We start from the raw sequence: 23,431 nt of genomic DNA, 5'->3' as shown, positions 1-23,431 counted from the left end.
GCGCAGGGCAGGCGCGGTGGCATGCCTTCTTCATACAGCTTCCTCGAGAATGATATCGGCGATGCGCTCGGCGGCATCGACCTTGGCCAGGGCACGCGCGGCTTGCGCCATCTGCATGCGGCGGGCGGGATTTTCGGACAGATCGCGCAGCAGTGCGGCAATGCCGTCGGCCAGCGTTCCGTCCTGCTTCAGCAACACCGCCGCGCCGCGCTCGACCAGGTACTCCGCGTTGCGGGTCTGGTGATCGTCGACGGCAGCGGGGAATGGCACCAGCACGCTGCCGACACCGACCGCGCACAGCTCGGCAAGCGTGGACGCGCCGGCGCGGCAGACAACCAGGTCAGCCCAGGCAAAGGCTTCGGCCATGTCGGCGATGAACGGCGTGATTTCCGCCTGCACACCGGCCTTGGCGTAAGCCTCCACCGCTTCGGCATGCATCTTCTCGCCGCTCTGGTGGCGCACCTGCACCGGCAGGCCGGCGCCCAGCGCGGCAATCGCCTGCGGCACGCCGGTATTGAGGGCACGCGCGCCCTGGCTGCCGCCCACCACCAGCACCCGCAGCGGGCCCTGCCGGTCGGCGAAGCGCTGTTCCGGCGGCGCGATGGCAGCGATTTCCGCGCGCACCGGGTTACCGACGAACTCCTCGCCCTTGGCGAAGGTGCCCGGGAAACCGGTCAGCAGGCGACGCGCATAACGCGACAGGATGCGGTTGGTGAGGCCCGGCGCACGGTTCTGCTCATGCACGATCAGCGGCAGGCCATGCAGGCGCGTGGCCATGCCACCGGGGCCGGAGGCAAAGCCACCGAAGGCGACCACCGCGCGCGGCTGGCGCTGGCGGATGATGAGCCCGGCCGCGCGCAGCGCGCGCATCAGCCGCCACGGCGCCGCCAGCAGGGCCAGCTTGCCCTTGCCGCGCAGGCCAGTGATGGCCAGCGTATCGATGGCGATGTCGTGCTGCGGCACCAGGCGGGTTTCCATCGCACCGTCGGCGCCCATCCAGGTCACCGGCACGCCGCGCTGGCGCAGCACGCGGGCCACGGCCAGGCCGGGGAAGATGTGACCGCCGGTGCCTCCGGCCAGGATCATCACCGGGCGCCCACTCTCGGTGGCTGCACTCATGACAGCCTCCCGAAGGTCGGTTCGATGCGCGACTGCAGGCGGCTGGTGCCACGTGCGGCGCTCGCTGCAGCGGACGCGGGTGCGACCGGCTCGGCACGCATCGGCACGCTGGCGTCCACCGCTGCGGCGGGCTTGTCCATCGGTTCGGCCGCGGCGTCTTCGGCGCCACCGATGCGCACGGCCTGGCGGCGCTCGGCGCGCTTGAGTTCATACGACACGCGCAGCAGCAGGCCCATCGCCACGCAGGTCATCAGCACCGACGAACCGCCGGAGGAGATCAGCGGCAGGGTCAGGCCCTTGGTCGGCAGGATGCCCAGGTTCACGCCGATCGAGACGAAGGTCTGCATGCTGATCCACAGGCCGATGCCGAAGGCGATGTAGCCGGAGAAGTGGCGCTTCATTTCCACGCAGCGCATGCCCAGCCAGAAGGTACGGCCGACCAGCAGCGCATACAGCGCCACGATCACGCAGGTACCCAGGAAACCGAATTCCTCGGCGGTGACCGAGAAGATGAAGTCGGTGTGCGCTTCGGGCAGGTAGTACAGCTTCTGCACGGAGTTGCCCAGGCCGACGCCGGTCCATTCACCACGGCCCACCGCCATCAGCGCGTTGGACAGCTGGTAGCCGTCGCCCTGCTGGTCGGCCCACGGGTCCAGGAAGGAGGTGATGCGGCGCATGCGGTACGGCTCGATGATCGCCAGCGCGCTCATGCCGACCAGGCCGATGATCACCGGCATCGACATGCGCGGCATGTTCACCCCGCCCAGCACCAGCATGCCGGCGGTGATCGCCAGCAGCAGGGTCGAGGAACCGAAGTCCGGCTGCAGCAGCAGCAGCACCACCAGCGCACCGGCCACGCCCAGCGGCTTGAGCATTGCCGGCCAGGTCGCATTGACCTCGTCGCGGAAACGCACCAGGTAGCTCGACAGCCAGACGATGTAGAGCACTTTCACCGCTTCGACCGTCTGGAACTTGGAAATGCCCAGGTTGATCCAGCGGCGCGCACCGTTGACCGTGCTGCCCAGTCCCGGTGCGAACACCGCCAGCAGCAGTACGAAGCAGCCCAGCAGCAGCATCTGGTTGTACTGCTCGATCGACTTCAGCTCGGTGCGGGCGGCAATGACCGCCAGCACGATACCCACCGCCAGGAAGATCAGGTGGCGGTTGAGGTAATAGAACGGGCTGCTCATCAGCGCGATCGAGCTGGAGGCCACCATCACCACGCCGACACCGGTGAGCGCGATGATCGCGCCCAGCAGCCACTTGTCGTAGCTGCCTTCGATGGCTTCAAGGCGTGTTGCCTGGCGGGACAGGTCGTTCATCTCAGCGCACCTTCAACGTGGCCAGGCCGATCAGCACGAGCACGACGGAGATGATCCAGAAACGCACGATCACGCGCGGCTCCGGCCAGCCCTTCAGTTCGAAATGGTGGTGGATCGGCGCCATGCGGAACACGCGCTTGCCGGTCAGCTTGAACGAGGCGACCTGGATCATCACCGACAGCGTTTCGATGACGAACACGCCGCCCATGATCACCAGCACCAGCTCCTGGCGGGTGATCACCGCGATCGTGCCCAGCACCGCACCCAGTGCCAGTGCGCCGATGTCGCCCATGAAGACCATGGCCGGGTAGGTGTTGAACCAGAGGAAGCCCAGGCCCGCGCCGGCGATGGCCGCACAGATGATGACCAGCTCGCCGGCGCCCGGGATCTGCGGGATCTGCAGGTAGTTGGCGAACACCACGTTGCCCGAGGCATAGGCGAACACGCCCAGCGCGCAGGCCACCAGCACGGTCGGCATGATCGCCAGGCCGTCCAGGCCGTCGGTCAGGTTCACCGCGTTGGAGAAACCGACGATCCAGAAGTAGGCGATGGCCACGAAGCCGATGCCGGCCAGCGGCAGCGCGACCGACTTGAACATCGGGATGTAGAAGGTCAGCGCCGCCGGCACGTCGGCCGTGTAGAACAGGAACAGGCCCGCAGCCAGGCCGAAGATCGACTGCAGCAGGTACTTCCAGCGCGACTTCAGGCCGTTCGGGTCACGGCGGACGATCTTGATCCAGTCGTCATACCAGCCGATGGCGCCGAAGCACAGCATCACCGCCAGCACCAGCCACACGTAGCGGTTGCGCAGGTCGGCCCACATCAGCACCGACAGGGTGATGGTGAGCAGGATCAGCGAACCGCCCATGGTCGGCGTGCCGGCCTTGGAGAAATGGGTCTGCGGACCGTCCTTGCGGATCGGCTGGCCGCCCTTGAACTGGGCAAGCTTGCGGATCATCGCCGGGCCCAGCCACAGCGACAGGAACAGGGCCGTCAGCGCGGCAAGGATGGCGCGGAACGTCTGGTAGTTGAACAGCCCGAACAGGCTCTCCAACTGCTGCAACCATCGAGCCAGTTCATACAACATGCGGGGATTCCTCTCCTTGCGCCAGCAGCGCTTTGACAATCGTGTCCATGGCGCTGCCACGGGAACCCTTGACCAGGCAGCGCACGCCGGCGTGCAGCTCGTCCTTCAGCGCCTGCGACAGCGCGTCGTGGGTGGCGAAATGGCGGCCGCCTTCGCCGAAGGCGGAGGCGGCAGCGGCGCTGAGCGGGCCCAGTGCATACAGGCGCTTCAGGCCGGCAGCACGTGCGCGGATGCCGGCCTGCGCATGCAGCGCTTCCGCGTCCGGGCCCAGCTCGCGCATGTCGCCCAGCACCAGCCAGCCCTCTTCCGGCGCCGCGGCCAGGGCATCGATGGCTGCGGCCAGCGACCCGGGGTTGGCGTTGTAGCTGTCATCCACCAGCACCGCGCCATTGCGCAGCTGATGGGCGATCTGGCGACCCGGCACCGGCTGCGCTTCGGCCAGGCCGGCGGCAATCAGCGCCAGATCGACACCGGCGGCCAGCGCCAGGCTGGCGGCGGCCAGCGCATTGCTGACGTTGTGGCGACCCGGCAGGCCCAGCACCACGCGGGCTTCGCCGGCCGGTGCGACCAGAGTGAACTGGCTGCCCTGCGCACCGGCGCGGATATCGCGCGCGGTCACGTCCGCCGAGTGTTCCAGGCCATAGCGCAGCACGCGGCAACGCGCCGGGGTGCTGATGAAATGCTGTTCGAACCAGCGGCCATAGGCATCGTCGGCGTTGATCACCGCCACGCCATCGGCCGGCAGCGCGGCGTAGATCGCGCCCTTGGTCACCGCCACGCCGAGCAGGCTGCCCATACGTTCCAGGTGCGCCGGGGCGATGTTGTTGACCAGCGCATAACGCGGGCGGGCGATCTCGGTCAGGTAGGCGATGTCGCCCGGCTTGCCGGCGCCCATCTCGTAGACGGCGTAGTCGGCATCTTCCGGCGCATCGATCACCGCCAGCGGCAGGCCGATCTCGTTGTTGCGGTTGCCCGGGTTGGCGTAGACCACCTTGTGCGCGTGCTGGGCCACTTGCTGCAGGATCGACAGCAGCAGGCTCTTCACGCTGGTCTTGCCATTGCTGCCGGTGATCGCGAACACCTCGGTGCCACGGTCACGCTGCATGCCGGTGGCGATCTTCGCCAGCGCCAGTTCGCTGTCGGCCACCAGCACCTGCGGCAGTTCGACCGGCAGCAGGTGCTCGACCAGCAGCGCACTGGCACCGCGCGCCTGCGCGTCGGCCGCGAAGTCATGGCCGTCGAAACGCTCGCCGCGCAGCGCCACATACAGACTGCCCGGACCGAGATTGCGGGTGTCATTGCTGACCGCATCGATGGCCACGTCGTCGCCGTGGATCTCGCCGCCGGCCCAGTGTGCGATCAGCGAAAGCAGGGTGCGCTTCATGCGGCGCCCTCCCCGGCCTGCGCGCTGAGCACACCGGCCTTGGCCGCCAGTGCAGCGGCGGCCACTTCGGTGTCGTCGAAGTCATGGCGCACGCCATTCACTTCCTGGTACGGCTCGTGGCCCTTGCCTGCGATCAGGATGATGTCGCCTGCACCGGCACGCTTCACCGCCAGGCCGATCGCACGCGCGCGGCTGCGCTGCACGGTCACGGCATCGGCGTTCTGGAAGCCGGCCAGGATGTCGGCCACGATCACGTCGCCATCCTCGCCACGCGGGTTGTCGTCGGTGACGATGACCTGGTTGGCCAGGCGCTCGGCAATCGCCGCCATCTGCGGGCGCTTGCCGGTGTCGCGCTCGCCGCCGCAGCCGAACACGCAGAACAGCGTGCCCTGCAGGTGCCCGTGGAGGCTGTCCAGCGCCTGTTCCAGCGCATCCGGGGTGTGCGCGTAGTCGACCACCACCGTCGGCAGTCCGTCTTCACCGCCCAAGCGGTTCATGCGGCCGCGGATCGGCTGCAGCGCCGACAGCACTTCGGCGATACGCGGCAGCGGCTGGCCCTGCGCGTGCAGGGTACCGGCCACGGCCAGCAGGTTGTCCACGTTGAAGCGGCCCAGCAGCGGCGACTGCACCGCCGCGCGCTGGCCGTCGATGACCAGCTCGAAGGCGATGCCACGACCGTCCAGCTGCAGTGCCTCGGCGCGCACGCTGGCGTCAGTGGCACCACGCGAGCTCAGCCCGATCGCCTGCACGCCGGCCGGCAGGCCCGCGAACAGCTGCCGGCCGAAGGCATCGTCCAGATTGATCACCGAGGCCTTCAGGCCCGGGCGATGGAACAGCCGCGCCTTGGCCGCCCCGTAGCTGGCCATGTCACCGTGGTAGTCCAGATGGTCGCGGGTGAGGTTGGTGAACACCGCCACGTCGTAGTGCACGGCGTCCACGCGGCCCTGGTCCAGCGCATGCGAGCTGACTTCCATCGCCACCGCGCGCGCACCGGCGTCGCGCAGCTGGGCCAGCAACGCATGCATCTGCAGCACCAGCGGCGTGGTGAAGCCGGTCGGCTCGACCGCACCATAAAGTCCGGCACCCAGCGTGCCGATACTGCCACTGGGCGTTCCGAGCAGATGCCAGGCCTGGGCCAGCAGCTGCACGGTGGAGGTCTTGCCGTTGGTGCCGGTCACGCCGACCATCGCCATCGCCCGCGATGGCGCGCCATGGAACTGGTCGGCCATCGCGCCCATGCGCGCGCGCAGGCCCGGCACGGCGATCGCATCAGCCGGGGCCGGCAGATCGGCCGGTGCCGGCGGTTCGAACAGGATGGCACTGGCACCGGCAGCGCGCGCCTGCTCGACAAAGCCCAGGCCATGCGCGCCGAAACCGGCGATGGCGACGAAGGCGTTACCGGGGCGCACGGCACGGCTGTCCAGCACCAGGCCGGTCAGAACGGGATCATGACCCGCCAGGGCCACGTCCGGAAGCAACTGCGAAAGCAACATCGAAGGACTCATTGCGTGCCTCCCGTAGCGGGCGGCGTCTGGGCTTGCGCGCTTGGCAGCGCAGCGTCGAATTCAGCGGCGGCATCGACCGGCAGCGCGGTCTCGGCCGGCGGCGCAGGCAGGATCGAGGCCGAATGGCCGACCTTGCCCGACTGCTGTGCGGCCAGCCACGACTGCAGGTCGTCCAGCGGCACGTCCATCAGGCGCAGGGTGCCTTCCATCACGTTGTGGTAGACCGGCGCCGACACCAGGCCGCCGTAGAACTTGCCGGCCTGCGGGTCGTTGATGACGATGACGGTGGCGAAACGCGGGTTGGTGGCCGGCACCACGCCGGCGAACAGCGCGTTGTAATGGCCGCGCTCATAACCGCCCGGGCCGGCCTTGCGCGCGGTGCCGGTCTTGCCGGCCACGCGGTAACCCAGCACCGCCGCCTGCTTGGCGCCGCCCTGGGTGACCACCGTTTCCATCATCGCCACCACCTGCCGGGCGACGTTCTCGTCGATGATCTGCTGGCCTTCATTGCGCTGGCCCTTGACGAAGGTCGGCGCGATCAGGCGCCCGCCGTTGGCCAGCGCCGAGTACGCGGTGGCAATCTGCAGCGGCGTGACCGACAGGCCGTAGCCATAGGACATGGTGGTCTTGGTGGTACCCGACCAGCGTGCCGGACGCATCACCACGCCGGCCGATTCACCCGGGAAACCGCTGTGCGGCGCCGAGCCATAGCCGAAGCGGCGCACGCCGTCGTAGAAGGTCTGGTCCGGCATCTTCGCCGCAACCTTGGCCGCACCCACGTTCGAACTGCGGGTGATCACGCCGGTCACGTTGAGCACACCGTTGTTGCGCGGCACGTCGCGGATGGTGAAGCGGCCCAGGGTCATGTAGCCCGGGTTGGTGTCGATGATGGTGTCCTTGGTCACCGCACCGGCCTGCAGCGCGGTGGCGATGGTCAGCGGCTTCATCGTCGAACCCGGCTCGACCAGGTCGGTCACCGCGCGGTTGCGGCGCGTATCGGGGATCGCGCCGGTCAGCGAGTTCGGGTTGTAGGTCGGCAGGTTGACCATGGCCAGGATCTCGCCGGTGGTCACGTCCATGATCACCATCGAACCACCGGCCGCCTTGTTGGCCACCAGCGCGTTGCGCAGTTCCTTGAAGGCCAGGTACTGGATGCGGCGGTCGATGCTGAGGGTCAGGTCCTTGCCCGGCTCGGCGGCGCGCAGCAGATCGCTTTCGACGGTCTCGCCCTTGCGGTTGCGGATCACCCGCTTGGCACCGGCCTTGCCGCGCAGCCATTCGTCGAACGCCAGTTCCAGGCCTTCCTGGCCGCGGTCGTCGATGTTGGTGAAGCCCAGCACGTGCGCCATCGCTTCGCCCTGTGGGTAGAAGCGGCGGAACTCGCGCTGCGCGGCCACGCCCGGAATCTTCAGCGCGACCACCTTCTCTGCCTCGTCCGGATTGATCCGGCGGCGCAGGTACATGAATTCCTTGTCCGACTTCTGCGACAGGCGGCTGCTCAGCTCATCCACCGACATGCCGACCGCCTGGGCCAGCTCCGGGATGCGCTCGGGCGAACGCAGCAGGTCCTGCGGGTTGACCCAGATCGAGGCGACCGGGGTGGACACCGCCAGCGGCTCGCCGTTGCGGTCGGTGATCATGCCGCGCGAGGTCTTGATCGGCAGCTCGCGCAGGTAGCGGGCCTCGCCCTGGCGCTGGTAGAAATCGCTGTTGATGATCTGCACGTAGGCCGCGCGACCCACCAGCGACACCGAGCACAGGCCAAGCGCCAGCGCGACCCAGCGCAGGCGCTGGCGCAGGTTGAAGGCGTTGCGCGGGCGGTTGCGGCCGGTCTTGCTCATGGGCGCACCACCACGATGTCAGCGGCCTCGGGGAACTTCATGCCCAGCTTCTCGCGGGCAATGCGGTCCACGCGGTTGGCTTCGGCCAGGGTGGCCTGTTCCAGCTGCAGGCGGCCGAACTCAAGGTTGATGTCATCGCGCTTGCGCTCGGCACGCGACAGCTCAATGAAGGTCTGCCGGTGGCGGTGGCGCACGAACACCACGCCGATCGCCGAGGCGACGGTGCAGGCCAGCAGGATGATCAGCAGCAGCCGGCTCATGCATCGCCCCCCCGCTTCTGTGCCACGCGCAGCACGGCGCTGCGGGCACGCGGGTTGGCGGCCAGCTCTTCGTCCGTGGCCTTGATGGCGCCGCCGATCAGGTCCAGCGTCGGCACGAACGCAACCGCCTCGGGCAGCCGGCGGTTGGCCGGCGGCGCCTTGGCCAGGCGGTTCATGTACTGCTTGACGATGCGGTCTTCCAGCGAGTGGAAGCTGATCACCGCCAGGCGGCCACCGGGCTTGAGCCGTTCCACCGCCGCATCGAGCCCGGCTTCCAGATCGGCCAGCTCGCGGTTGATGTGGATGCGGATGGCCTGGAAGCTGCGCGTGGCCGGGTGGATCTTGTCCTTCCCACGCGGCATCACCGAGGCGATCAGCTCGGCCAGTTCGGCGGTGCGGGAGAACGGCTGCTTCTCGCGGCGGGCCACGATGGCGCGGGCGATGCGCCGGCTCTGGCGCTCTTCGCCGTAGGTCCACAGCACATCAGCGATCTCGCGCTCTTCGACGCGGTTGATCCACTGCGCGGCGCTTTCACCGCTGTCCGGATCCATGCGCATGTCCAGCGGGCCGTCCTTGCCGAAGCTGAAGCCACGTTCGGCCACGTCCAGCTGCGGCGACGACACGCCGAGGTCGAACAGCACGCCGTCCAGGCCTTCGGCCGTCGCGTCCCACTGCAGCAGCTGGGCGAAGCTGCCCCGGAAAATGGACACGCGCGGGTCCGGCGCGAAATCGCGCTCGGCAACGGCGATGGCTTCCGGATCCTTGTCCATGACCAGCAGGCGCCCCTCGGGACCGAGCTGGGTGAGCACGCCACGTGCATGACCGCCACGACCGAACGTGCCATCCAGATAACGTCCGTTTTCGATCACCCTCAGGCCTTCAAGGACCTGGGTGTACAGGACCGGCAGGTGCACCGCCGGCGACTGCGACACCGGAAGGTGACCGGCCTGCGCTTCTGGGCGCATCCGGGCACCCCGGCTCACAACTTCAGGTCGAGCAACCCATCACCCAGATCCTCGTCAGACAACGTCTGCTGGATCAGGGCCCGATGCGCCTGCTCGCTCCACAATTCGAACTTGTCGCCCATACCGAGCAATACCGCCTTCTTCTCAATGCCCACCGCACCGCGGTGGCTGGCGGGGATGCTGATGCGACCGTTGCCGTCCAGTTCCAGATGGGCGGCCGAGCCGACCAGCTTCTGCTGCAACAGGCGCACGACGCGCTGGGTGTTGGGCTTGGACATCACATCGTCGCGGACCCGCTCCCATTCCGACTCTGCATACAGCCACAGGCAGCCGGCTTCGAACGGGTTGTAGGTCAGCACGAGACGGTTGTTGCTGGCGCGCGCGACGAGGTCGCGGTAAGCGGTGGGAACCGCCATGCGCCCTTTGTCGTCAACTGTGATGGCCGTCTCGCCCTGGAACACGACGCCTGCACCTTGTCCTTCGCCCGGTGAAACATTGAACCACGAAAACCCACAAAACACCCGGATTTCCCTCTGATGCCCACCTTAGCAGCGGGCCGAGGGTTGTCAACAACTTTTCAGCGGGGAAATCGCCAGCCGCATCAATGGCTTGCAACAACCTTTAGAGAATTGTTCAAGGCTTATCCACAAGTTGCTGATCCGTCTCAATTTTTGAGATTGAACGGAAGTTCAGGGGCGTGGAGAGGGCGTGAAACATCGGCCGCGCATTCATCCGGAACGGGCCGGAAACGGCGCCGGACTGCGCAAACCGTGCACAATGAGGCCATGTGCCTGCTCGCTCTTGGCTGGATGCACCACCCGCGCTGGCGGCTGGTGATGACCGGCAACCGTGATGAGTTCCACGCCCGCCCGACGGCGGCGCTGGCCCCCTGGCAGGATGAGACGTCCGTCATCGGCGGGCGCGATCTGCGCTCCGGCGGTGGCTGGGCCGGGGTTGGCGCCTCGGGCCGGATGGCGGTGGTCACCAACGTCCGCGACCCGCTGGCGGCCCAGACCGGCCCGTCGCGGGGCGCGCTGGTGGCCGACTTCCTGCGCGGCCGCGACCCGGCCGCTGTGCATATCGACCGATTGGCGACCGTGGCTGGCGCCTATGCCCCGTTCAATCTGTTGCTGGCCGATAGCGACAGCCTGGAGTACCTCGGCAACCATCCCGCCGAACGGCAGACCCTCGGCCCGGGCGTGCACGGCATGTCCAACGGCGCGCTGGACGCGCCCTGGCCGAAGACCCGGCGGCTGATGGCGGCCCTTGAAGCCTGGCTGCAAAAGGACGGGGTCAGATCCCTTTCGCACGGCGAAAGGGATCTGACCCCGGACCTGACCCCACTCTGGAATGCCCTGGCCGACGAACACCGCCCTGCCGACAGCGACCTGCCCGACACCGGCATCGGCCTGGAACGCGAGCGCTGGCTGAGCCCGGCCTTCATCCGTGGCGATGACTACGGCACCCGCGCCAGCACCGTGCTGCTGATCGACGCCGACGGCCATGGCGAGATCCACGAACGCCGCTTCGGCCCGCAGGGCGCTCCCAGCGGCCAGAGCCACGTCATTTTCTGACCCGGTCATGACGGCCCTTGGCCGGATGCTCTTGGCGGGGGGGGGTAGTGCCGGCCGCTAGCCGGCAACCTCTGGATCTTCGGATGCAGCATGAAGTTGCCGGCCAGCGGCCGGCACTACCCGCAGCGTGCTGTCGCGATCCACGCGACGGCAGTCGTCATCGCAGCGGGCCTGAAACGTCATTCAGCTTCCAGCCGCGACCACGATCCGTCCGTGCCACAGGGGTTTCAGCATCACAGCCATCCGACTGTGCCCTTTTCGCAATCGGCACTGTGTCTATAAATGTCGCCCCTGACCTCCCAGGGTGATCGCGCCCGGCACCTCGCCGCGCCATCGACCGCAACCCCAAGGAGGCCCCATGCGTCGCATTCTCATCCTGTTCGCCACCCACCTGCTTGCTCTCGGCCTGGGCTTCGGCCTGGGCATCTATCTGCTGCCGATCCTGATCGCCCCCGATGACCCGCCGGTCACGCAGGTGCAGGCCGCGATGAACGACGCCACCTATCGCACCACCTTCCGTCGCGACCTCACAGGCAGCGACGCGGTGCACTGGGCCGAAGGCAAGGTCAGCGTCAGCGCCACCCAGGTTGCCTTCGACGGCAAGATGGGACCGGGCCCGGACTACAAGGTCTACCTGGTCCGCGACTTCGTCGACAACAAGGCCGACTTCCTGAAGATCAAGGCGCAGGCCCAGCGCATCGGCGAGGTGAAGACCTTCAACCGCTTCCTGGTGGATGTGCCCGCGAACGTGGACGTGGACGACTACACCACGGTGGTGGTGTGGTGCGAGCGCTTCTCGCAGTTCATTTCCGCCGGGCAGTACCGCACGCCGGGCTGAGGACAGCATGGGGTCGGATCCCTTTCCTCCGGAAAGGGATCCGACCCCGCAATCACGGTAGCTCCACGCCATGCGTGGAAGAAGAAGGAGGCGGAGCCGGCCGATAAGCCGGGTTCTGTCGTGGACAGTCATTCCTCTAGGCATTACGTCACCGCAACGCTCAAGCAACCTACCCGGATCCAACGCGGGCCGCGCCAAAGGATCCCTATTTGGTCTTGCTCCAGGTGGGGTTTGCCGTGCCGGTCTGTTGCCAGACTCGCGGTGCGCTCTTACCGCACCATTTCACCCTTACCGGCCTTCCGAAGAAGACGTAGGCGGTATCTTTCTGTTGCACTTTCCGTCGGCTTGCGCCGCCCAGGCGTTACCTGGCACCTTGCCCTATGGAGCCCGGACTTTCCTCGGCACCCCCGAAGGGATGACGCGACTGTCTGGCCGGCTCCGCCAGCGCATATTCTAGCGTACGCAGGTCCTTCCTGCCGTGCTGATCGCGGCGTCCGGTTCATCCATCCACGCATGGCGTGGATCTACTGCAGTAGCGCCACGCCATGCGTGGCTGCAGCAATCCATCAACTACCGTACAACGCCTTGCGCGGCGCGCCGGTCAGTTCCGCGGCCAGTTTGGCGGCGGTGGACGGTGGCAGGTGCTCGCTCAGCTTCGCGTAGACGCGGCGGCCATGTGCCAGCTGCGCTTGTTCGTCATCACCCGCGCCCTGCACCATCACCACGAACTCGCCCTTGCGCTGGTTGTCGTCGGCCTCGACCTTCGCCAGCAGGCCCGCCAGGTCACCATCGAGCACGGTCTCGAACAGCTTGGTCAGCTCGCGGGCCAGCACCGCCGGGCGTTCGCCACCGAAGATCGCCGCCATGTCGGCCAGCGATTCGGCGATGCGGTGCGAGGATTCGTAGAACACCATCGTGCGCACTTCGCCGGCCAGCGCCTGCAGGCGGTCGCGGCGGCCGCTGGCCTTGGCCGGCAGGAAGCCCTCGAAACTGAAACGGTCGCTGGGCAGGCCGGCCACGCTCAGCGCGGCGATGGCGGCACAGGCACCGGGCACCGGGCTGACCTTGATGCCCGCCGCGCGCGCGGCACGCACCAGGCGGAACCCGGGGTCACTGACCAGCGGGGTACCGGCATCGCTGACCAGCGCCAGCGACTCGCCGGCCTGCAGGCGCGAGACCAGGCGCTGCGCCAGGGCCTCTTCATTGTGTTCGTGCAGGGCCACCAGTGGTTGCTGGATGCCAAAATGGGACAGCAGCTGGCCACTGCGGCGGGTGTCCTCGGCACAGATGGCCGCCACCGAACGCAGCACCTCCTGCGCGCGCGGGCTCAGATCGGCCAGGTTGCCGATCGGGGTGGCGACGACGTACAGGGTTGGGACACTCATTTCAGCGGTACTCACGGGGCAAGGGTAGAATCGTAGCGTGTACCCGGCCAAGGCCGCTGCCCTCATCGCATGGACCCGATCATGAACAAGCCCGCCGCACGGTTCTCCGCCCTGTCGTTGTCGCTGATGCTGCTGGCCGGTTGTGCCACCACCAGCCTGACCAGCACCCCCGATTCGCCGGCCCAGGGCCAGGCGCTGGCGCTGATCGAACAGGGCAAGCCGCGCGACGCCGCACTGCAGCTGGAAGGCCTGGCCGCCACGCTGCGTGGCGGTGCCCGCAGCAACGCACTGGCCGATGCGGCCTGGGCCTGGCATCTGGCCGGTGACAGTGCCCGCGCGCGCAGCCTGCTGGGCCAGCTCACCGCCCGCCAGCTGTCCGGCGCCAGCCTGCAGCGCTACCAGCTGACCGGTGCCGAGCTGGCGCTGGCCGACAAGCAGCCGGCGCAGGCGCTGGCCCTGCTGAAGGATCATGCCGACAGCGTTGCGGTCGGCCTGCGCACCCGCTGGCTGCTGGCCCGCGCCCAGGCCCTGCAGGGCACCGGCGATGCCTTCGGTGCCGCCAACGAGCGCGCCCGTGCCCATGCCGGCCTGACCGGCAGCGCGCGCAGCGAGAACCAGGCCGCCATCGCCGGCCTGCTCGGCACCCTCGACGACGCCACCCTGCGCAGCCGTGCCGCCGCGCTGCCTGCCAACGACCCGCTGTACAACTTCGCCGGCCGTGCGCTGATCGCGCGCGGCCTGCCGCTGCCGCGCCCGTTCGACCGCGATGGCGCGGCCCAGTTCGACACCAGCAAGCGCCCGCCGGCGATGAGCGACGGTTACCGCCCGCCGGCCAAGCTGGCCGTGCTGCTGCCGCTCAGCGGCCGCCTGGCCACCGCCGCGCAGCCGGTGCGCGATGGCCTGTTGAGCGCCTACTACGGTGAAAGCCGCCGCCGCCCGGACATCAACTTCTTCGACACCGCCGGCACCCCGGCCGGTGCCCTCGCCGCCTATGACAAGGCGGTCGCCTCCGGTGCCGACTTCGTGGTCGGACCGCTGGGCCGCGACGAAGTGGACGCCGTGTACGGCCGCCAGCAGCTGCAGGTGCCGGTGCTGGCCCTGAACCGTGGCAAGGACGCACCGCCGGCCGGCAGCGCCGGTTTCTCGCTGGCACCGGAAGACGACGGCATCGTCGCCGCCGAATACCTGCGTGGCCGCGAACGCAACCGCGCACTGGTGATCAGCAGCAATGACGACACCGGCCGCCGTTCCGCCGCCGCCTTCGCGCAGCGCTTCGCACAGCGCGGTGGGCAGGTGGTGGCCACCTTCAACGTCAGCGATGCCGTTGGCGATGTCGGCGCGCAGGTGCGCAATGCCGGCCAGGTCGATGCGGTGTTCCTCGCCGTGCGTGCACCGCAGGCCCGCCTGCTGGCGCCGCAGCTGGCGCTGGCCGGTGCCGGTGGCGCCACCCGCGTCGGCACCTCGCAGCTGACCGTCGGCAGCGGCAAGGTGGAAGAAGACGTGGCCCTGGACGGCATCGTCTACCCGAATGAAGCCTGGAACGTGCGCAGCGTGTCCGGCCTGCCCTCGGCCAGCCAGGTGGCCAGCACCCTGCCGAGCGCACGCGGTGCGGCCGGCCGCCTGTTCGCCTTCGGCGCCGACGCCTGGAAGATCACCGCCTATCTGGACAAGCTGTCCAACGAAGGCGGCCTGGACGGTGCCACCGGCACCCTGTTCCTGGACAGCAACGGGAACATCCTGCGCCAGCCGGCATGGTCGACCTTCAATGGCGGCCGGCCGATGCCGATCGTCGGTGGTCGCTGAGCGCAGCCAACGTGGCTCGGCGGTGGAAGCCGCCGCCGAGCAGCATCTGCAACAGGCCGGACTGCAGCCGCGCGCGCGCAACGTGCGTTATCGCGGCGGTGAACTGGACCTGGTGATGGACGATGCCGGCATCGTGGTGTTCGTGGAGGTGCGCTATCGCGCGCGATCAGAGTACGGTGGCGGTGCCGCTTCAGTCGATGCGCGCAAATGCCGGCGCCTGGCGCATGCCGCGCAGCTGTACCTGCAGGACCACCCCGCGCTGGCCAATGCGCCCTGCCGCTTCGACGTGGTGGAAGCCAGTGGCGAACCGCCGCAGCTGCATTGGCTGCGTGACGCATTCCGGCTGGATGATTGCTGATGTGTACTGTCCGCCTTGGTAGAAGCCGACCTTGGTCGGCGCGTCTGTGCCAACCAAGGTTGGCCCCCGCCAGAGCGCAGCCTGGCCGGCACTACCATGGTGCGTGACTGATGCCTTCGATCATCACCCATGCCGCCGTGCCGCTGGCGCTGTGGTGCGCCGCTGATCGTGGCCGCATCCCGCCGCGCCTGCTGGTTGCAGGCGTGATCGCCGCGATGCTGCCCGATGCCGATGTACTGGCCTTTGCGCTGCACATTCCCTATGCGGATGCCTTCGGCCATCGCGGTGCCAGCCATTCGCTGCTGTTTGCCGGCGTGCTGGCGGCATTGGCGGCGGCGTTGGCGTTCTTTGGTAGTCGCCGACCTTGGTCGGCGCAGCACAGCTCCGGTAGTCGCCGACCTTGGTCGGCGGTTTCGTGCCAACCAAGGTTGGCACCTACCAAGGCAGGGCCAACGGTGGCATCGACCGTACAAGCCGCTGTATTCGTCTTCGTCTGCGCCGCCAGCCATCCACTGCTGGATGCGATGACCTCCGGCGGCCTCGGCGTCGCACTGGCCTGGCCGTGGAGCGAACACCGCTTCTTCGCACCGTGGCGACCGATCCGCGTTTCACCCTTCGCCCCACAGTTCTTCAGCGCACGCGGCGTGGCTACCCTGCTCTCCGAACTGCGCTGGGTGTGGCTGCCACTGGCCGGCGCCGTTGTCGCCTGGAAACTGATCCAACCCGCTCCTGCTGCCTCTCGAGATCCGTCATGAGTCCTGCCCTGCCTGCTGCCCTGGTCGCCGAACTGTCCACCCTGCTGGGCGCGGAGGGCTGGCGCATGGATGACAGCGCGCTGGAGGCCAACGCGCAGGACAATTCATGGCGCCGCCAGCGTCCGGCAGCCGTGGCGCTGCCCGCCGACGTCGAACAGGTTCAGGCACTGGTACATGCCTGTCGCGCGCATGGCGTGGCGCTGGTCGCGCGCGGCGCCGGCACCGGAACTACCGGTGCAGCCGTCCCGCAGCCGGGCAGCATCGTGCTGTCGTTCACCCGCATGGACCGCATCATCGAGATCCGCACCGGTGATCGCTGCGCGGTCGTGCAGCCCGGCGTGCTCAATGGCACCCTGCAGCAGGCACTGGCCCCGCATGGCCTGTTCTGGGCGCCGGATCCTTCCAGCGCCGAGATCTGCAGCATCGGCGGCAACCTCGCTTGCAATGCCGGCGGCCCGCGCGCGGTGAAGTACGGCACCAGCCGCGACAACGTGCTGGGCCTGGTGGCGGTGACCGGCACCGGCGAGGTGATCCGCTGCGGTGGTGCCTACACCAAGGACGCCACCGGCTACGACCTCACCCATCTGCTGGTGGGCAGCGAAGGCACGCTGGCACTGATCGTGGAAGCCACGCTGAAGCTGACCCCGTTGCCGGTCAGCCAGGCCGGGCTGCGCGTGCTGTACCGCGATGCCGATGCTGCTGCGGCCGCCGTGTCGCGGTTGATGTCGCAGCCGGTGGTACCCACCCGCCTGGAATTCATGGACGCGCGCAGCCTGGAGCTGCTGCGGCTCAATGGTGCTGACGTGCCGGAGGCCGGTGCGATGCTGCTGGTCGAGGCCGATGGTGACCACGACACCCTGCCCTATCTGCTGCAGGCCCTGGCCAGCGCCGCCGAAGGCGACGGCATGATCGAACTGGACGTGGCGATGGAAGGCCGCGCACGCGACCAGCTGTGGGCGGCGCGCAAGGCGCTGTCGCCTGCGCTGCGCAGTGTGGCGCCGGGCAAGATCAATGAAGATGTAGTGGTCCCGGTGTCGCGCATTCCGGAGCTGGTGGCCGGCGTGCAGGCGCTGGCACGTGACTACACGCTGACCATCGTCACCTTCGGCCATGCCGGCAACGGCAACCTGCACGTCAACATCCTCTACCACCCGGACGATGCCGACGAGAACACGCGCGCGCATGCCGCGCTGCCAAGGATCTTCGAGCTGACGCTGGCATTGGGCGGCACGTTGTCGGGCGAACACGGCATCGGCCTGGCCAAGCGCGATTTCATGGCGCAGGCCTTCACCCCGGAAACACTGGCAACGATGCGCGCGATCAAGGCCGCGCTGGACCCGGACGGCATCCTCAACCCCGGTAAGGTGCTGCCGCCGGCATAGACTGCGCGCACTCCTTCGCGCTCCTGTAGAGCCGAGCCATGCTCGGCTCCTCTTCGACCAGATCGCGATGACGCCCGCGCTGTGCGCGCAAGCCGAGCGTGGGCTCGGCTCTACACCGTCTTGTCGGCTGCGATATCGATCAGGGTCTGCCGGAAACTGGGCAGCAGCACGCGGTTGCCATGCCCGCTCAGGTGATCATTGTCGAAGAACAATGGTTCGCCGTCTTCCACCGCCGAACAGGCCTGCGGCCCACACAGCAGCGGCAGCGGATCCCACAGGGTGAGCGATGGATGGTGCGCTGCCAGCTCGGCCAGCAACGCCATCTGCGGCGCCCGCAGCATTTCCAGATCCGCACGCGGCATGCTCAGACCGCCGGCACACGCCGGATTGCGGCGGTTGAACCAGTCTGAACAGCGGTACGCACCGGCCTTGAACAGCGGCAGCGGTGCGTCGATCACCACCTGTACGCCCAGCTTCTGCAAACGCCCCAGCACGCGTTCGGCTTCGTCGCGTGCAGCCTGTGCATGCGCGGGCGTGCGCTCGGCCAGCAGCTGTCGATAGATCTGCTGTGCATCCTGCCGCTGCCAGTCGAACCCACGCAGTTCCGGCATGCGCAAGGCCGCCAGCAGCACGATGTCACCCGGGCGCGCCTCGCGTTCGATGGTCGACAGCGTGTCTTCAATGAAGTCCTGGCAGTCGGCCGGGCTGGCCCGCAGCAGGTTGACGAAGCTGCAGCCGCCGCGATCCTGCTGGCGCACCTCCATGCCGGTCTGCCGCGCGACCATGCTGGTCATGGTGCGATACGCCGCCGCATGCGAGTCGCCGGCCACGAACAGGCGCCGCCCTTCAAGCGCCGGCGCACTCACCGGTTCCAGCGGGCGCCACGCCGGGTAGCGACGCGCCTGCCATGCGTAGCCGTTGCGGGTGACGCTGAGCGAGACCTGCTCGTGGTACTCGACCGTGGCCCAGGCGCCGGCACCGCACAGCGCCACCAGCGGAAACGCCATCGCCAGCACCTTGGCCGGTGCCAGCCGCAGCAGCGGCGCCGCACTGCGCAGCGGGCGCTCGATGAAGTGGTAGGACGCGGCAGACACCGCCAGCAGCAGCACCGGATACAGCCACAACGCGACGCCATGCAGGCCATACGTCCAGCGCAGCAGCACCAGCAGCGGCCAATGCCACAGGTACAGCGAATAGGACAGCCGGCCCAGATAGGCCAGCGGTGCGCAGCCCAGCGCACGGGCGATGCGCGATGACCCCGCTGTCGACACGCCCGCCAACAGCAGCAGGGTACCGGCCACGGTGGCCAGCACGCCCGGTACCGGCATCGCCAGCTGCGGGGCGATCAGCACACCCGCGGCCAGCAGCGCCAGGCCCGCCGCGGCAGCCGCGTCGCTGCCCTGGCGTGGCGTACGTTTATGCATCCACTGGTAGAGCAGCGCACCTGCGGCCAGCTCCCAGAACCGCGCCGGCAGCAGATAGAACGCCGACGCCGGCGCCGATCGCGCCTGCCAGCCCGCCCACGCCAGCGACAGCATGGTGAGCGCCGGCAACAGCCAACGCGCCCCCGGCCAGCGCTCACGCCCGCGCAGCCACACGAAGAACAACAGCGGGAAGACCAGGTAGAACTGCTCTTCCACACCCAGCGTCCAGGTATGCAGGAACGGATTGAGTTCAGCGCCGGGCGAGAAGTAATCGTCCTGCTGGCCGGCCAGCACGATGTTGCTGAAACCGACCAGCGCGGCCCAGCCGGTCTGGTCGAACTGCTCATTGCGCCACGCGCGGGGAATGAACAGTGCCGACAGTACGAAAGTGGCCATCAGCATCACCAGCAGCGCCGGCAACAGGCGCAGCACGCGACGCCGGTAGAAATCGAGCAGCATCGCACCCAGCGATGCTTGGGCGCGCGAGGCCAGCGACTGGCTGATCACGAAGCCGGATACCACGAAGAACAGGTCCACACCGGTGAAGCCGCCGGGCAGCCACGTCGCGTTGGTGTGGAAAAGGACGACGGCCAGCACCGCCAGTGCACGCAGGCCATCGATGGCGGCGTTGTGGGAACGTTCGGGAGAGGACACGCGGGCAACCGGCAGAAGACAGGGCGGCAGCATCGCCACCGTTTGCGCAGTCATTCAATGGACAATCGCGACAGACGTGGACAACGTTCAGGTCCAGCCCCGGATCGGCGCGGTTGTAGAGCCGAGCCATGCTCGGCTGCCCTTCGTCCAGATTGCAGTGAGCCGAGCATAGGCTCGGCTCCACAGCAGCAACTGGGGGTCAGAGCCCATTGCCTTGCCAATGGGATCCGACCCCGCCGCAGGCGCGCTTACCAGGCCATGCGCAGGCCCAGCTGGCCGCCTACGTTGCGGTAGCCATGATCGCCGCGCTGCACGCTCATGCCACCCCACGCACGCCAACGCTGGCCCAGCCTCAGCTCGGCACCGGCCTGCACTTCATAGCGGTTGCGCGGCACGTCCGCACCCAGCGTGTCGCCGTTGAACTGCAACGTACTGGTGCCGCTGCCACGCAGCCAGTTCACGCCCAGGTACGGCTGCACGGTGTTGCCGGCGGCCGTGCCATGGCCGAACACACGCACGCCCAGGCGCCCGCTAAGGCCACCGGCGTCGGCATGGTCGACCACCGTACCGTTGCTCTCCACGTGGCGATCGGCGCGGAAATCGACATGGCTCAGCTGCAGTTGTGGCTGCACATACAGTGCGCTGGCGGTGTCCTGCCACACATTGAATGTGTAGCCGGACTCCAGTGACGCAGTGGCCATGCGCGAGTCGTAGTGCTCCGGCGCCAGGCCGATGCCCTGCACGCGGTTATCGAAGCGGCCGTACTGCAGGGCTGCATCCACATACGCGCCCCGCGTGCCGTCCGCTTCCTGCATCCAGGTGCCGTACACACCCACGGCGCTGCCACGCACCCGGCCCTTGGCGCTGTAACCGGTCAGATCGGACATTACGCTGCTGTCGGCGCGGCCGCTGCCCAGCATCACACCGGCAACCGCGTTGCCACGCTGCAGCAGGTCAGTGCCGATCTGCAACATCGAGGTGTTGCCATCAATCGACAGCTGGCCGCCGACCGCGCTGAAATCCGCCTGCTGCCGACCCACGCGTGCCCAGGCCTGGCGCTCGCTGCCCATCGAACGCGCGCCATTGCGCTCGTGCATGCGGTGCGCGAACAGGTTGATTGCCGCCGACTGGTTGGCCAGGTATGCCCCCGCTTCCGGGCGCAGCACCGGTGGCGGCAGGATCGGATCGCCCGGATCGCCCGGATCGATCGGATCGATCGGATCGATCGGATCAGTCGGATCGGTTGGATCCGGATCCGGATCCGGGCCCGGATCGACCACGCACCCCGGTGCGGCCGGGTTGTCCTGGCAGATATCGAACCACTGCGAACGCAGGTACCAGTTGCCATCGGAAGGATCGGCCAGGCCGCCCTGGAACAGGAAGTACTCGTACGATCCGCCCACCGCGCGGCCGCTCAGCGTGTAACTCGCCAGCGATGCACCGTCGATCTCGATCAGCGCGATGCCATCCACGGTAGGTGCGCCTACGCCACCGATGTTCTTCACCGCGATCAGCGCGTCGCCGGAGCTGTCGCCGCGCACGTGCAGGCGGTCCATCGCGCTGTCATCGCCGGCCAGCGTGCCCTGGAACAGGAACGTCGCCCCTGCGCTGTGCAGGTCGCCGTCCACGGTGAGCGTATTGAAACGGCCGCTGCCGTCGGACAAGGCCACGCCACTGTTGAGTACCTGCAACTCGCCCACCGTGGCATCACCGGTCAGCGTCCACTGGCTGCCGTTCTCGATCGCCATCGTCTGCACCAGATCCGACGAACCCTGCCAGAGCGAACCATCGGCCAGCCGTACATGCACGTCCGACTGTGGCGGCAGCCCAGCGTCCTCGTCCTCCGGGGTGATGGCGATGTCACCGTCCATCCGCGAGCGGCCCTCCAGCACCACATCGAAGCGCCCGGCCACTGCGGCATCCAGTGCCAAGGCGATGCCATTGCCGCCCGATACCACCGCACCGTTGGACAATGTCAGGCCCGGGTCGCGGCTGCTGCGCACCCACACACCACCATGCTGGACGCTCACCAGCGAGCCGCCGTCGATACGCATCCGACCGTTGTCATTGATCACCGCCGCCCACGCGCCCTCGCCTTCGGTGCGTACATGGGTGTTGTTCAAAGCGATCTGCCCAGCACCACCGGCAATGACACCGTGCGAGGATCGGCCGACGGTCTGCAAGCGGCTGTCGACCAGCGTGACGGTCCCGCCGGTGCGCGCAATCGCCGCAGCAGACCCATCACCTTCGGTCAGCACCTGGGTATCGACCGCCTCGATCCCGGGCTGCCGCCCCGCGCCGCCCTGCGCATACAGACCATGGGCAGAGTGCCCCCCTGTACGCAGGTTGGTACTGAAAAGCTGCGCCCTGCCGCCTCGTGCATCAAGGCCGAGCCCACCGTCTCCCTGGGCCACCACTGAAGACTCACTCAGCACCAGCGTGGAATCGTTCGGCATCCAGATGGCGGTACCTGCAGACGTTGCAAGCGAGCTGCGCTCCACTGTCACGACGTTGCCTCGGCCATTGATATCCAATGCGACCAGCTCGCTGCGGACACTGCTGTCACGCAGGTTCACGCTGCCATTGTCCATCAGCCTCAGTCCCGTATTGCCGGACAGCTCGCTGCTCTGCACGTCCAGCGCACCACCTGACTGATCGACGGCGCGACCATGGGCGCCCTGCACGCTGATGCGGCTGTCGGAAACGTTTACGCTGCCTCCCATCGCCGGACCGACGGCGGCGTCACCGCGCATGTCGATGTCCACACCCTTCATCACCAGGCGCGCGCCGCGATGCGCCGTTGCGGCCACACCCGAATGACCCACGCGTCCAATGCTCGCGTCCTGCAGGACGACCTCGGCCGTGCCGGTCGCCAGGACACCATTGCCCGCGTCACCCGCCATGTCGATGTGGACCCCATCCAGCGTTGCTGTGCCCGCATTCGCATACAGACCGTAAGTACCGTAGCGGTTCACCTGCAACTGAGCGCCCTGAACCTGCAGCGTGCCCCCCATCAACCGCAGCGCATCGCCGCCAGTGCTGCGGACCTGCACGTTTCTCAGCACGGCATCCGCGCCCTGCACCTGTACCCCGTGGGCGCTGTTGCCGCGTGTCTCGATCACTACATCGGCGGCCTCCAGCCGGGCGCCCGTAGCAACTGACGCGCCTGCTGCGGAGATGCCGGTGGTGCTCACCGATGCGCCCTGCAACGAGATCAGGCTGCCGGTACCTTCGGCGTGCGCAGCGTGCGCTCCGCGTCCTTCGGTGGAGAGGTTGACCGGCCCTGTCGGAAGAATGCGGCCGCCGTTGACTGCGTAGAAGGCATGCCCCGACGGGTCGCCCGGCAGCACCGGCTCAGTGGTGTGGTAATCGCCTTCGGCGGGCATCTGGTCGTCGCCGTCGGCCACGATCTGCTGGGCCGAGGCGGGAATGCTTGCAAGCAGTGCAATGGCGAGGGCGGCGGCCAGCGCATGGTGGCGTGGGGTGGGTGTGTGCATGGGGTTGCTCCTGAAAGGAGGCGCCATGCTCGTCATCTCCGTTCACTGCCTCCATCGAATCACTTGCAACTCACCTGCGACAGGCTGTCGCAGTGCTGGCTGAAAGCTGAAGGCGCTACCGGTGTTCAGTGTGCTTTACAACTTTTTGCATGGGTTCGGCCGGGCTGCGCACAGAGACTGGCGCCAGTCCGGTAGAGACACTTGACTTCGCAATTGCCCGCCCTTCACGCCATCTTCACAGAGATGAAGGATATACGGCACGTCGTCTGAATGCGGTT

Annotated in this window: 18 protein-coding genes and 1 other RNA gene; 6 read left to right on the top strand and 13 right to left on the bottom strand. The window is 68.0% G+C overall.

The genetic code is table 11. The annotated features are described in order from the left end of the window. Positions 1-30: 30 nt before the first annotated feature. The 9 genes from murG to mraZ are packed head-to-tail and all read right to left on the bottom strand — an operon-like array spanning position 31 to position 9,944. Positions 31-1,119: an undecaprenyldiphospho-muramoylpentapeptide beta-N-acetylglucosaminyltransferase gene (murG, locus tag AC5P7A_RS07455; RefSeq protein ID WP_049406067.1), complete on the bottom strand. Its 1,089-nt coding sequence runs from the start codon at positions 1,117-1,119 to the stop codon at positions 31-33. Next, a complete protein-coding gene (ftsW, locus tag AC5P7A_RS07450; RefSeq protein ID WP_014645940.1) occupies positions 1,116-2,441 on the bottom strand; it encodes a putative lipid II flippase FtsW in 1,326 nt (441 codons plus the stop codon). The genes murG and ftsW overlap by 4 nt, the downstream gene beginning before the upstream one ends. A 1-nt stretch (position 2,442) precedes the next feature. Further along, the gene (gene mraY, locus AC5P7A_RS07445) at positions 2,443-3,528 is read right to left on the bottom strand and encodes a phospho-N-acetylmuramoyl-pentapeptide-transferase (RefSeq protein ID WP_004154219.1); all 1,086 of its coding nucleotides are present in this window, start codon (positions 3,526-3,528) and stop codon (positions 2,443-2,445) included. Beyond that, positions 3,518-4,912, bottom strand: a complete 1,395-nt coding sequence (locus tag AC5P7A_RS07440) for a UDP-N-acetylmuramoyl-tripeptide--D-alanyl-D-alanine ligase (RefSeq protein WP_197605455.1) — start codon at positions 4,910-4,912, stop codon at positions 3,518-3,520. Before AC5P7A_RS07440 ends, mraY begins: the two co-directional genes overlap by 11 nt. Next, a complete protein-coding gene (locus AC5P7A_RS07435) occupies positions 4,909-6,417 on the bottom strand; it encodes a UDP-N-acetylmuramoyl-L-alanyl-D-glutamate--2,6-diaminopimelate ligase (protein ID WP_346601726.1) in 1,509 nt (502 codons plus the stop codon). Before AC5P7A_RS07435 ends, AC5P7A_RS07440 begins: the two co-directional genes overlap by 4 nt. Beyond that, the gene (locus AC5P7A_RS07430; RefSeq protein ID WP_014645937.1) at positions 6,414-8,258 is read right to left on the bottom strand and encodes a peptidoglycan D,D-transpeptidase FtsI family protein; all 1,845 of its coding nucleotides are present in this window, start codon (positions 8,256-8,258) and stop codon (positions 6,414-6,416) included. Before AC5P7A_RS07430 ends, AC5P7A_RS07435 begins: the two co-directional genes overlap by 4 nt. Next, on the bottom strand, positions 8,255-8,518 hold the full coding sequence (gene ftsL, locus AC5P7A_RS07425) for a cell division protein FtsL (RefSeq protein WP_005415286.1): 264 nt from the start codon (positions 8,516-8,518) through the stop codon (positions 8,255-8,257). The genes AC5P7A_RS07430 and ftsL overlap by 4 nt, the downstream gene beginning before the upstream one ends. Continuing rightward, positions 8,515-9,483 (bottom strand): 16S rRNA (cytosine(1402)-N(4))-methyltransferase RsmH, encoded by a 969-nt coding sequence (gene rsmH / locus AC5P7A_RS07420; protein ID WP_014645936.1) that lies wholly within the window; start codon positions 9,481-9,483, stop codon positions 8,515-8,517. The genes ftsL and rsmH overlap by 4 nt, the downstream gene beginning before the upstream one ends. A 14-nt stretch (positions 9,484-9,497) precedes the next feature. Continuing rightward, complete coding sequence (gene mraZ / locus AC5P7A_RS07415; RefSeq protein ID WP_004143635.1) at positions 9,498-9,944, bottom strand: division/cell wall cluster transcriptional repressor MraZ; 447 nt, start codon at positions 9,942-9,944, stop codon at positions 9,498-9,500. A gap of 324 nt (positions 9,945-10,268) precedes the next feature. Here mraZ and AC5P7A_RS07410 point away from each other — a divergent pair, with 324 nt between their 5' ends. Then, a complete protein-coding gene (locus tag AC5P7A_RS07410; RefSeq protein ID WP_049440203.1) occupies positions 10,269-11,057 on the top strand; it encodes an NRDE family protein in 789 nt (262 codons plus the stop codon). 358 nt (positions 11,058-11,415) lie between these two features. Next, on the top strand, positions 11,416-11,895 hold the full coding sequence (locus AC5P7A_RS07405; RefSeq protein ID WP_495220003.1) for a DM13 domain-containing protein: 480 nt from the start codon (positions 11,416-11,418) through the stop codon (positions 11,893-11,895). Between the two features lie 88 nt (positions 11,896-11,983). Here AC5P7A_RS07405 and rnpB read toward each other — a convergent pair. Both rnpB and rsmI read right to left on the bottom strand, forming a co-directional pair. Beyond that, positions 11,984-12,335, bottom strand: an RNA gene (gene rnpB / locus AC5P7A_RS07400) — RNase P RNA component class A. Between the two features lie 126 nt (positions 12,336-12,461). Beyond that, positions 12,462-13,280, bottom strand: a complete 819-nt coding sequence (gene rsmI / locus AC5P7A_RS07395; RefSeq protein ID WP_014645933.1) for a 16S rRNA (cytidine(1402)-2'-O)-methyltransferase — start codon at positions 13,278-13,280, stop codon at positions 12,462-12,464. An 81-nt stretch (positions 13,281-13,361) separates the two neighbouring features. Between rsmI and AC5P7A_RS07390 the strand changes: the two genes are divergently transcribed. The 4 genes from AC5P7A_RS07390 to AC5P7A_RS07375 all read left to right on the top strand — a co-directional run bounded on the left by AC5P7A_RS07390 (position 13,362) and on the right by AC5P7A_RS07375 (position 17,578). Further along, a complete protein-coding gene (locus AC5P7A_RS07390; RefSeq protein WP_032956659.1) occupies positions 13,362-15,083 on the top strand; it encodes a penicillin-binding protein activator in 1,722 nt (573 codons plus the stop codon). After that, the gene (locus AC5P7A_RS07385; RefSeq protein WP_041864068.1) at positions 15,073-15,441 is read left to right on the top strand and encodes a YraN family protein; all 369 of its coding nucleotides are present in this window, start codon (positions 15,073-15,075) and stop codon (positions 15,439-15,441) included. The genes AC5P7A_RS07390 and AC5P7A_RS07385 overlap by 11 nt, the downstream gene beginning before the upstream one ends. A 110-nt stretch (positions 15,442-15,551) precedes the next feature. Further along, positions 15,552-16,196 carry a metal-dependent hydrolase gene (locus AC5P7A_RS07380; protein WP_049440207.1) on the top strand — a complete coding sequence of 215 codons (645 nt, stop codon included), beginning with the start codon at positions 15,552-15,554 and terminating at the stop codon, positions 16,194-16,196. Then, positions 16,193-17,578, top strand: coding sequence for an FAD-binding oxidoreductase (locus tag AC5P7A_RS07375; RefSeq protein ID WP_495220002.1), 1,386 nt, complete (start codon positions 16,193-16,195; stop codon positions 17,576-17,578). The genes AC5P7A_RS07380 and AC5P7A_RS07375 overlap by 4 nt, the downstream gene beginning before the upstream one ends. 110 nt (positions 17,579-17,688) lie before the next feature. Here the strand turns inward: AC5P7A_RS07375 and AC5P7A_RS07370 are convergent, their stop codons facing one another. Further along, positions 17,689-19,710, bottom strand: a complete 2,022-nt coding sequence (locus tag AC5P7A_RS07370) for an acyltransferase family protein (protein WP_495220001.1) — start codon at positions 19,708-19,710, stop codon at positions 17,689-17,691. A 194-nt stretch (positions 19,711-19,904) separates the two neighbouring features. Continuing rightward, positions 19,905-23,153, bottom strand: coding sequence for an autotransporter family protein (locus AC5P7A_RS07365; protein WP_495220000.1), 3,249 nt, complete (start codon positions 23,151-23,153; stop codon positions 19,905-19,907). Between the last annotated feature and the right edge of the window lie 278 nt (positions 23,154-23,431).

The sequence above is a fragment of the Stenotrophomonas sp. YJH_SMC_65 genome (assembly GCF_059369475.1).
Note: the sequence above shows the minus strand (reverse complement) of the source record. Positions and strands in the feature narration are given on the sequence as shown.

Excerpts from the sequence above, each read along its gene's own strand:
- murG (WP_049406067.1), bottom strand. The coding sequence starts at position 1,119 with ATGAGTGCAGCCACCGAGAGTGGGCGCCCGGTGATGATCCTGGCCGGA.
- ftsW (WP_014645940.1), bottom strand. The coding sequence starts at position 2,441 with ATGAACGACCTGTCCCGCCAGGCAACACGCCTTGAAGCCATCGAAGGC.
- mraY (WP_004154219.1), bottom strand. The coding sequence starts at position 3,528 with ATGTTGTATGAACTGGCTCGATGGTTGCAGCAGTTGGAGAGCCTGTTC.
- AC5P7A_RS07440 (WP_197605455.1), bottom strand. The coding sequence starts at position 4,912 with ATGAAGCGCACCCTGCTTTCGCTGATCGCACACTGGGCCGGCGGCGAG.
- AC5P7A_RS07435 (WP_346601726.1), bottom strand. The coding sequence starts at position 6,417 with ATGAGTCCTTCGATGTTGCTTTCGCAGTTGCTTCCGGACGTGGCCCTG.
- AC5P7A_RS07430 (WP_014645937.1), bottom strand. The coding sequence starts at position 8,258 with ATGAGCAAGACCGGCCGCAACCGCCCGCGCAACGCCTTCAACCTGCGC.
- ftsL (WP_005415286.1), bottom strand. The coding sequence starts at position 8,518 with ATGAGCCGGCTGCTGCTGATCATCCTGCTGGCCTGCACCGTCGCCTCG.
- rsmH (WP_014645936.1), bottom strand. The coding sequence starts at position 9,483 with ATGCGCCCAGAAGCGCAGGCCGGTCACCTTCCGGTGTCGCAGTCGCCG.
- AC5P7A_RS07410 (WP_049440203.1), top strand. The coding sequence starts at position 10,269 with ATGTGCCTGCTCGCTCTTGGCTGGATGCACCACCCGCGCTGGCGGCTG.
- AC5P7A_RS07405 (WP_495220003.1), top strand. The coding sequence starts at position 11,416 with ATGCGTCGCATTCTCATCCTGTTCGCCACCCACCTGCTTGCTCTCGGC.
- rsmI (WP_014645933.1), bottom strand. The coding sequence starts at position 13,280 with ATGAGTGTCCCAACCCTGTACGTCGTCGCCACCCCGATCGGCAACCTG.
- AC5P7A_RS07390 (WP_032956659.1), top strand. The coding sequence starts at position 13,362 with ATGAACAAGCCCGCCGCACGGTTCTCCGCCCTGTCGTTGTCGCTGATG.
- AC5P7A_RS07380 (WP_049440207.1), top strand. The coding sequence starts at position 15,552 with ATGCCTTCGATCATCACCCATGCCGCCGTGCCGCTGGCGCTGTGGTGC.
- AC5P7A_RS07375 (WP_495220002.1), top strand. The coding sequence starts at position 16,193 with ATGAGTCCTGCCCTGCCTGCTGCCCTGGTCGCCGAACTGTCCACCCTG.
- AC5P7A_RS07370 (WP_495220001.1), bottom strand. The coding sequence starts at position 19,710 with ATGACTGCGCAAACGGTGGCGATGCTGCCGCCCTGTCTTCTGCCGGTT.
- AC5P7A_RS07365 (WP_495220000.1), bottom strand. The coding sequence starts at position 23,153 with ATGCACACACCCACCCCACGCCACCATGCGCTGGCCGCCGCCCTCGCC.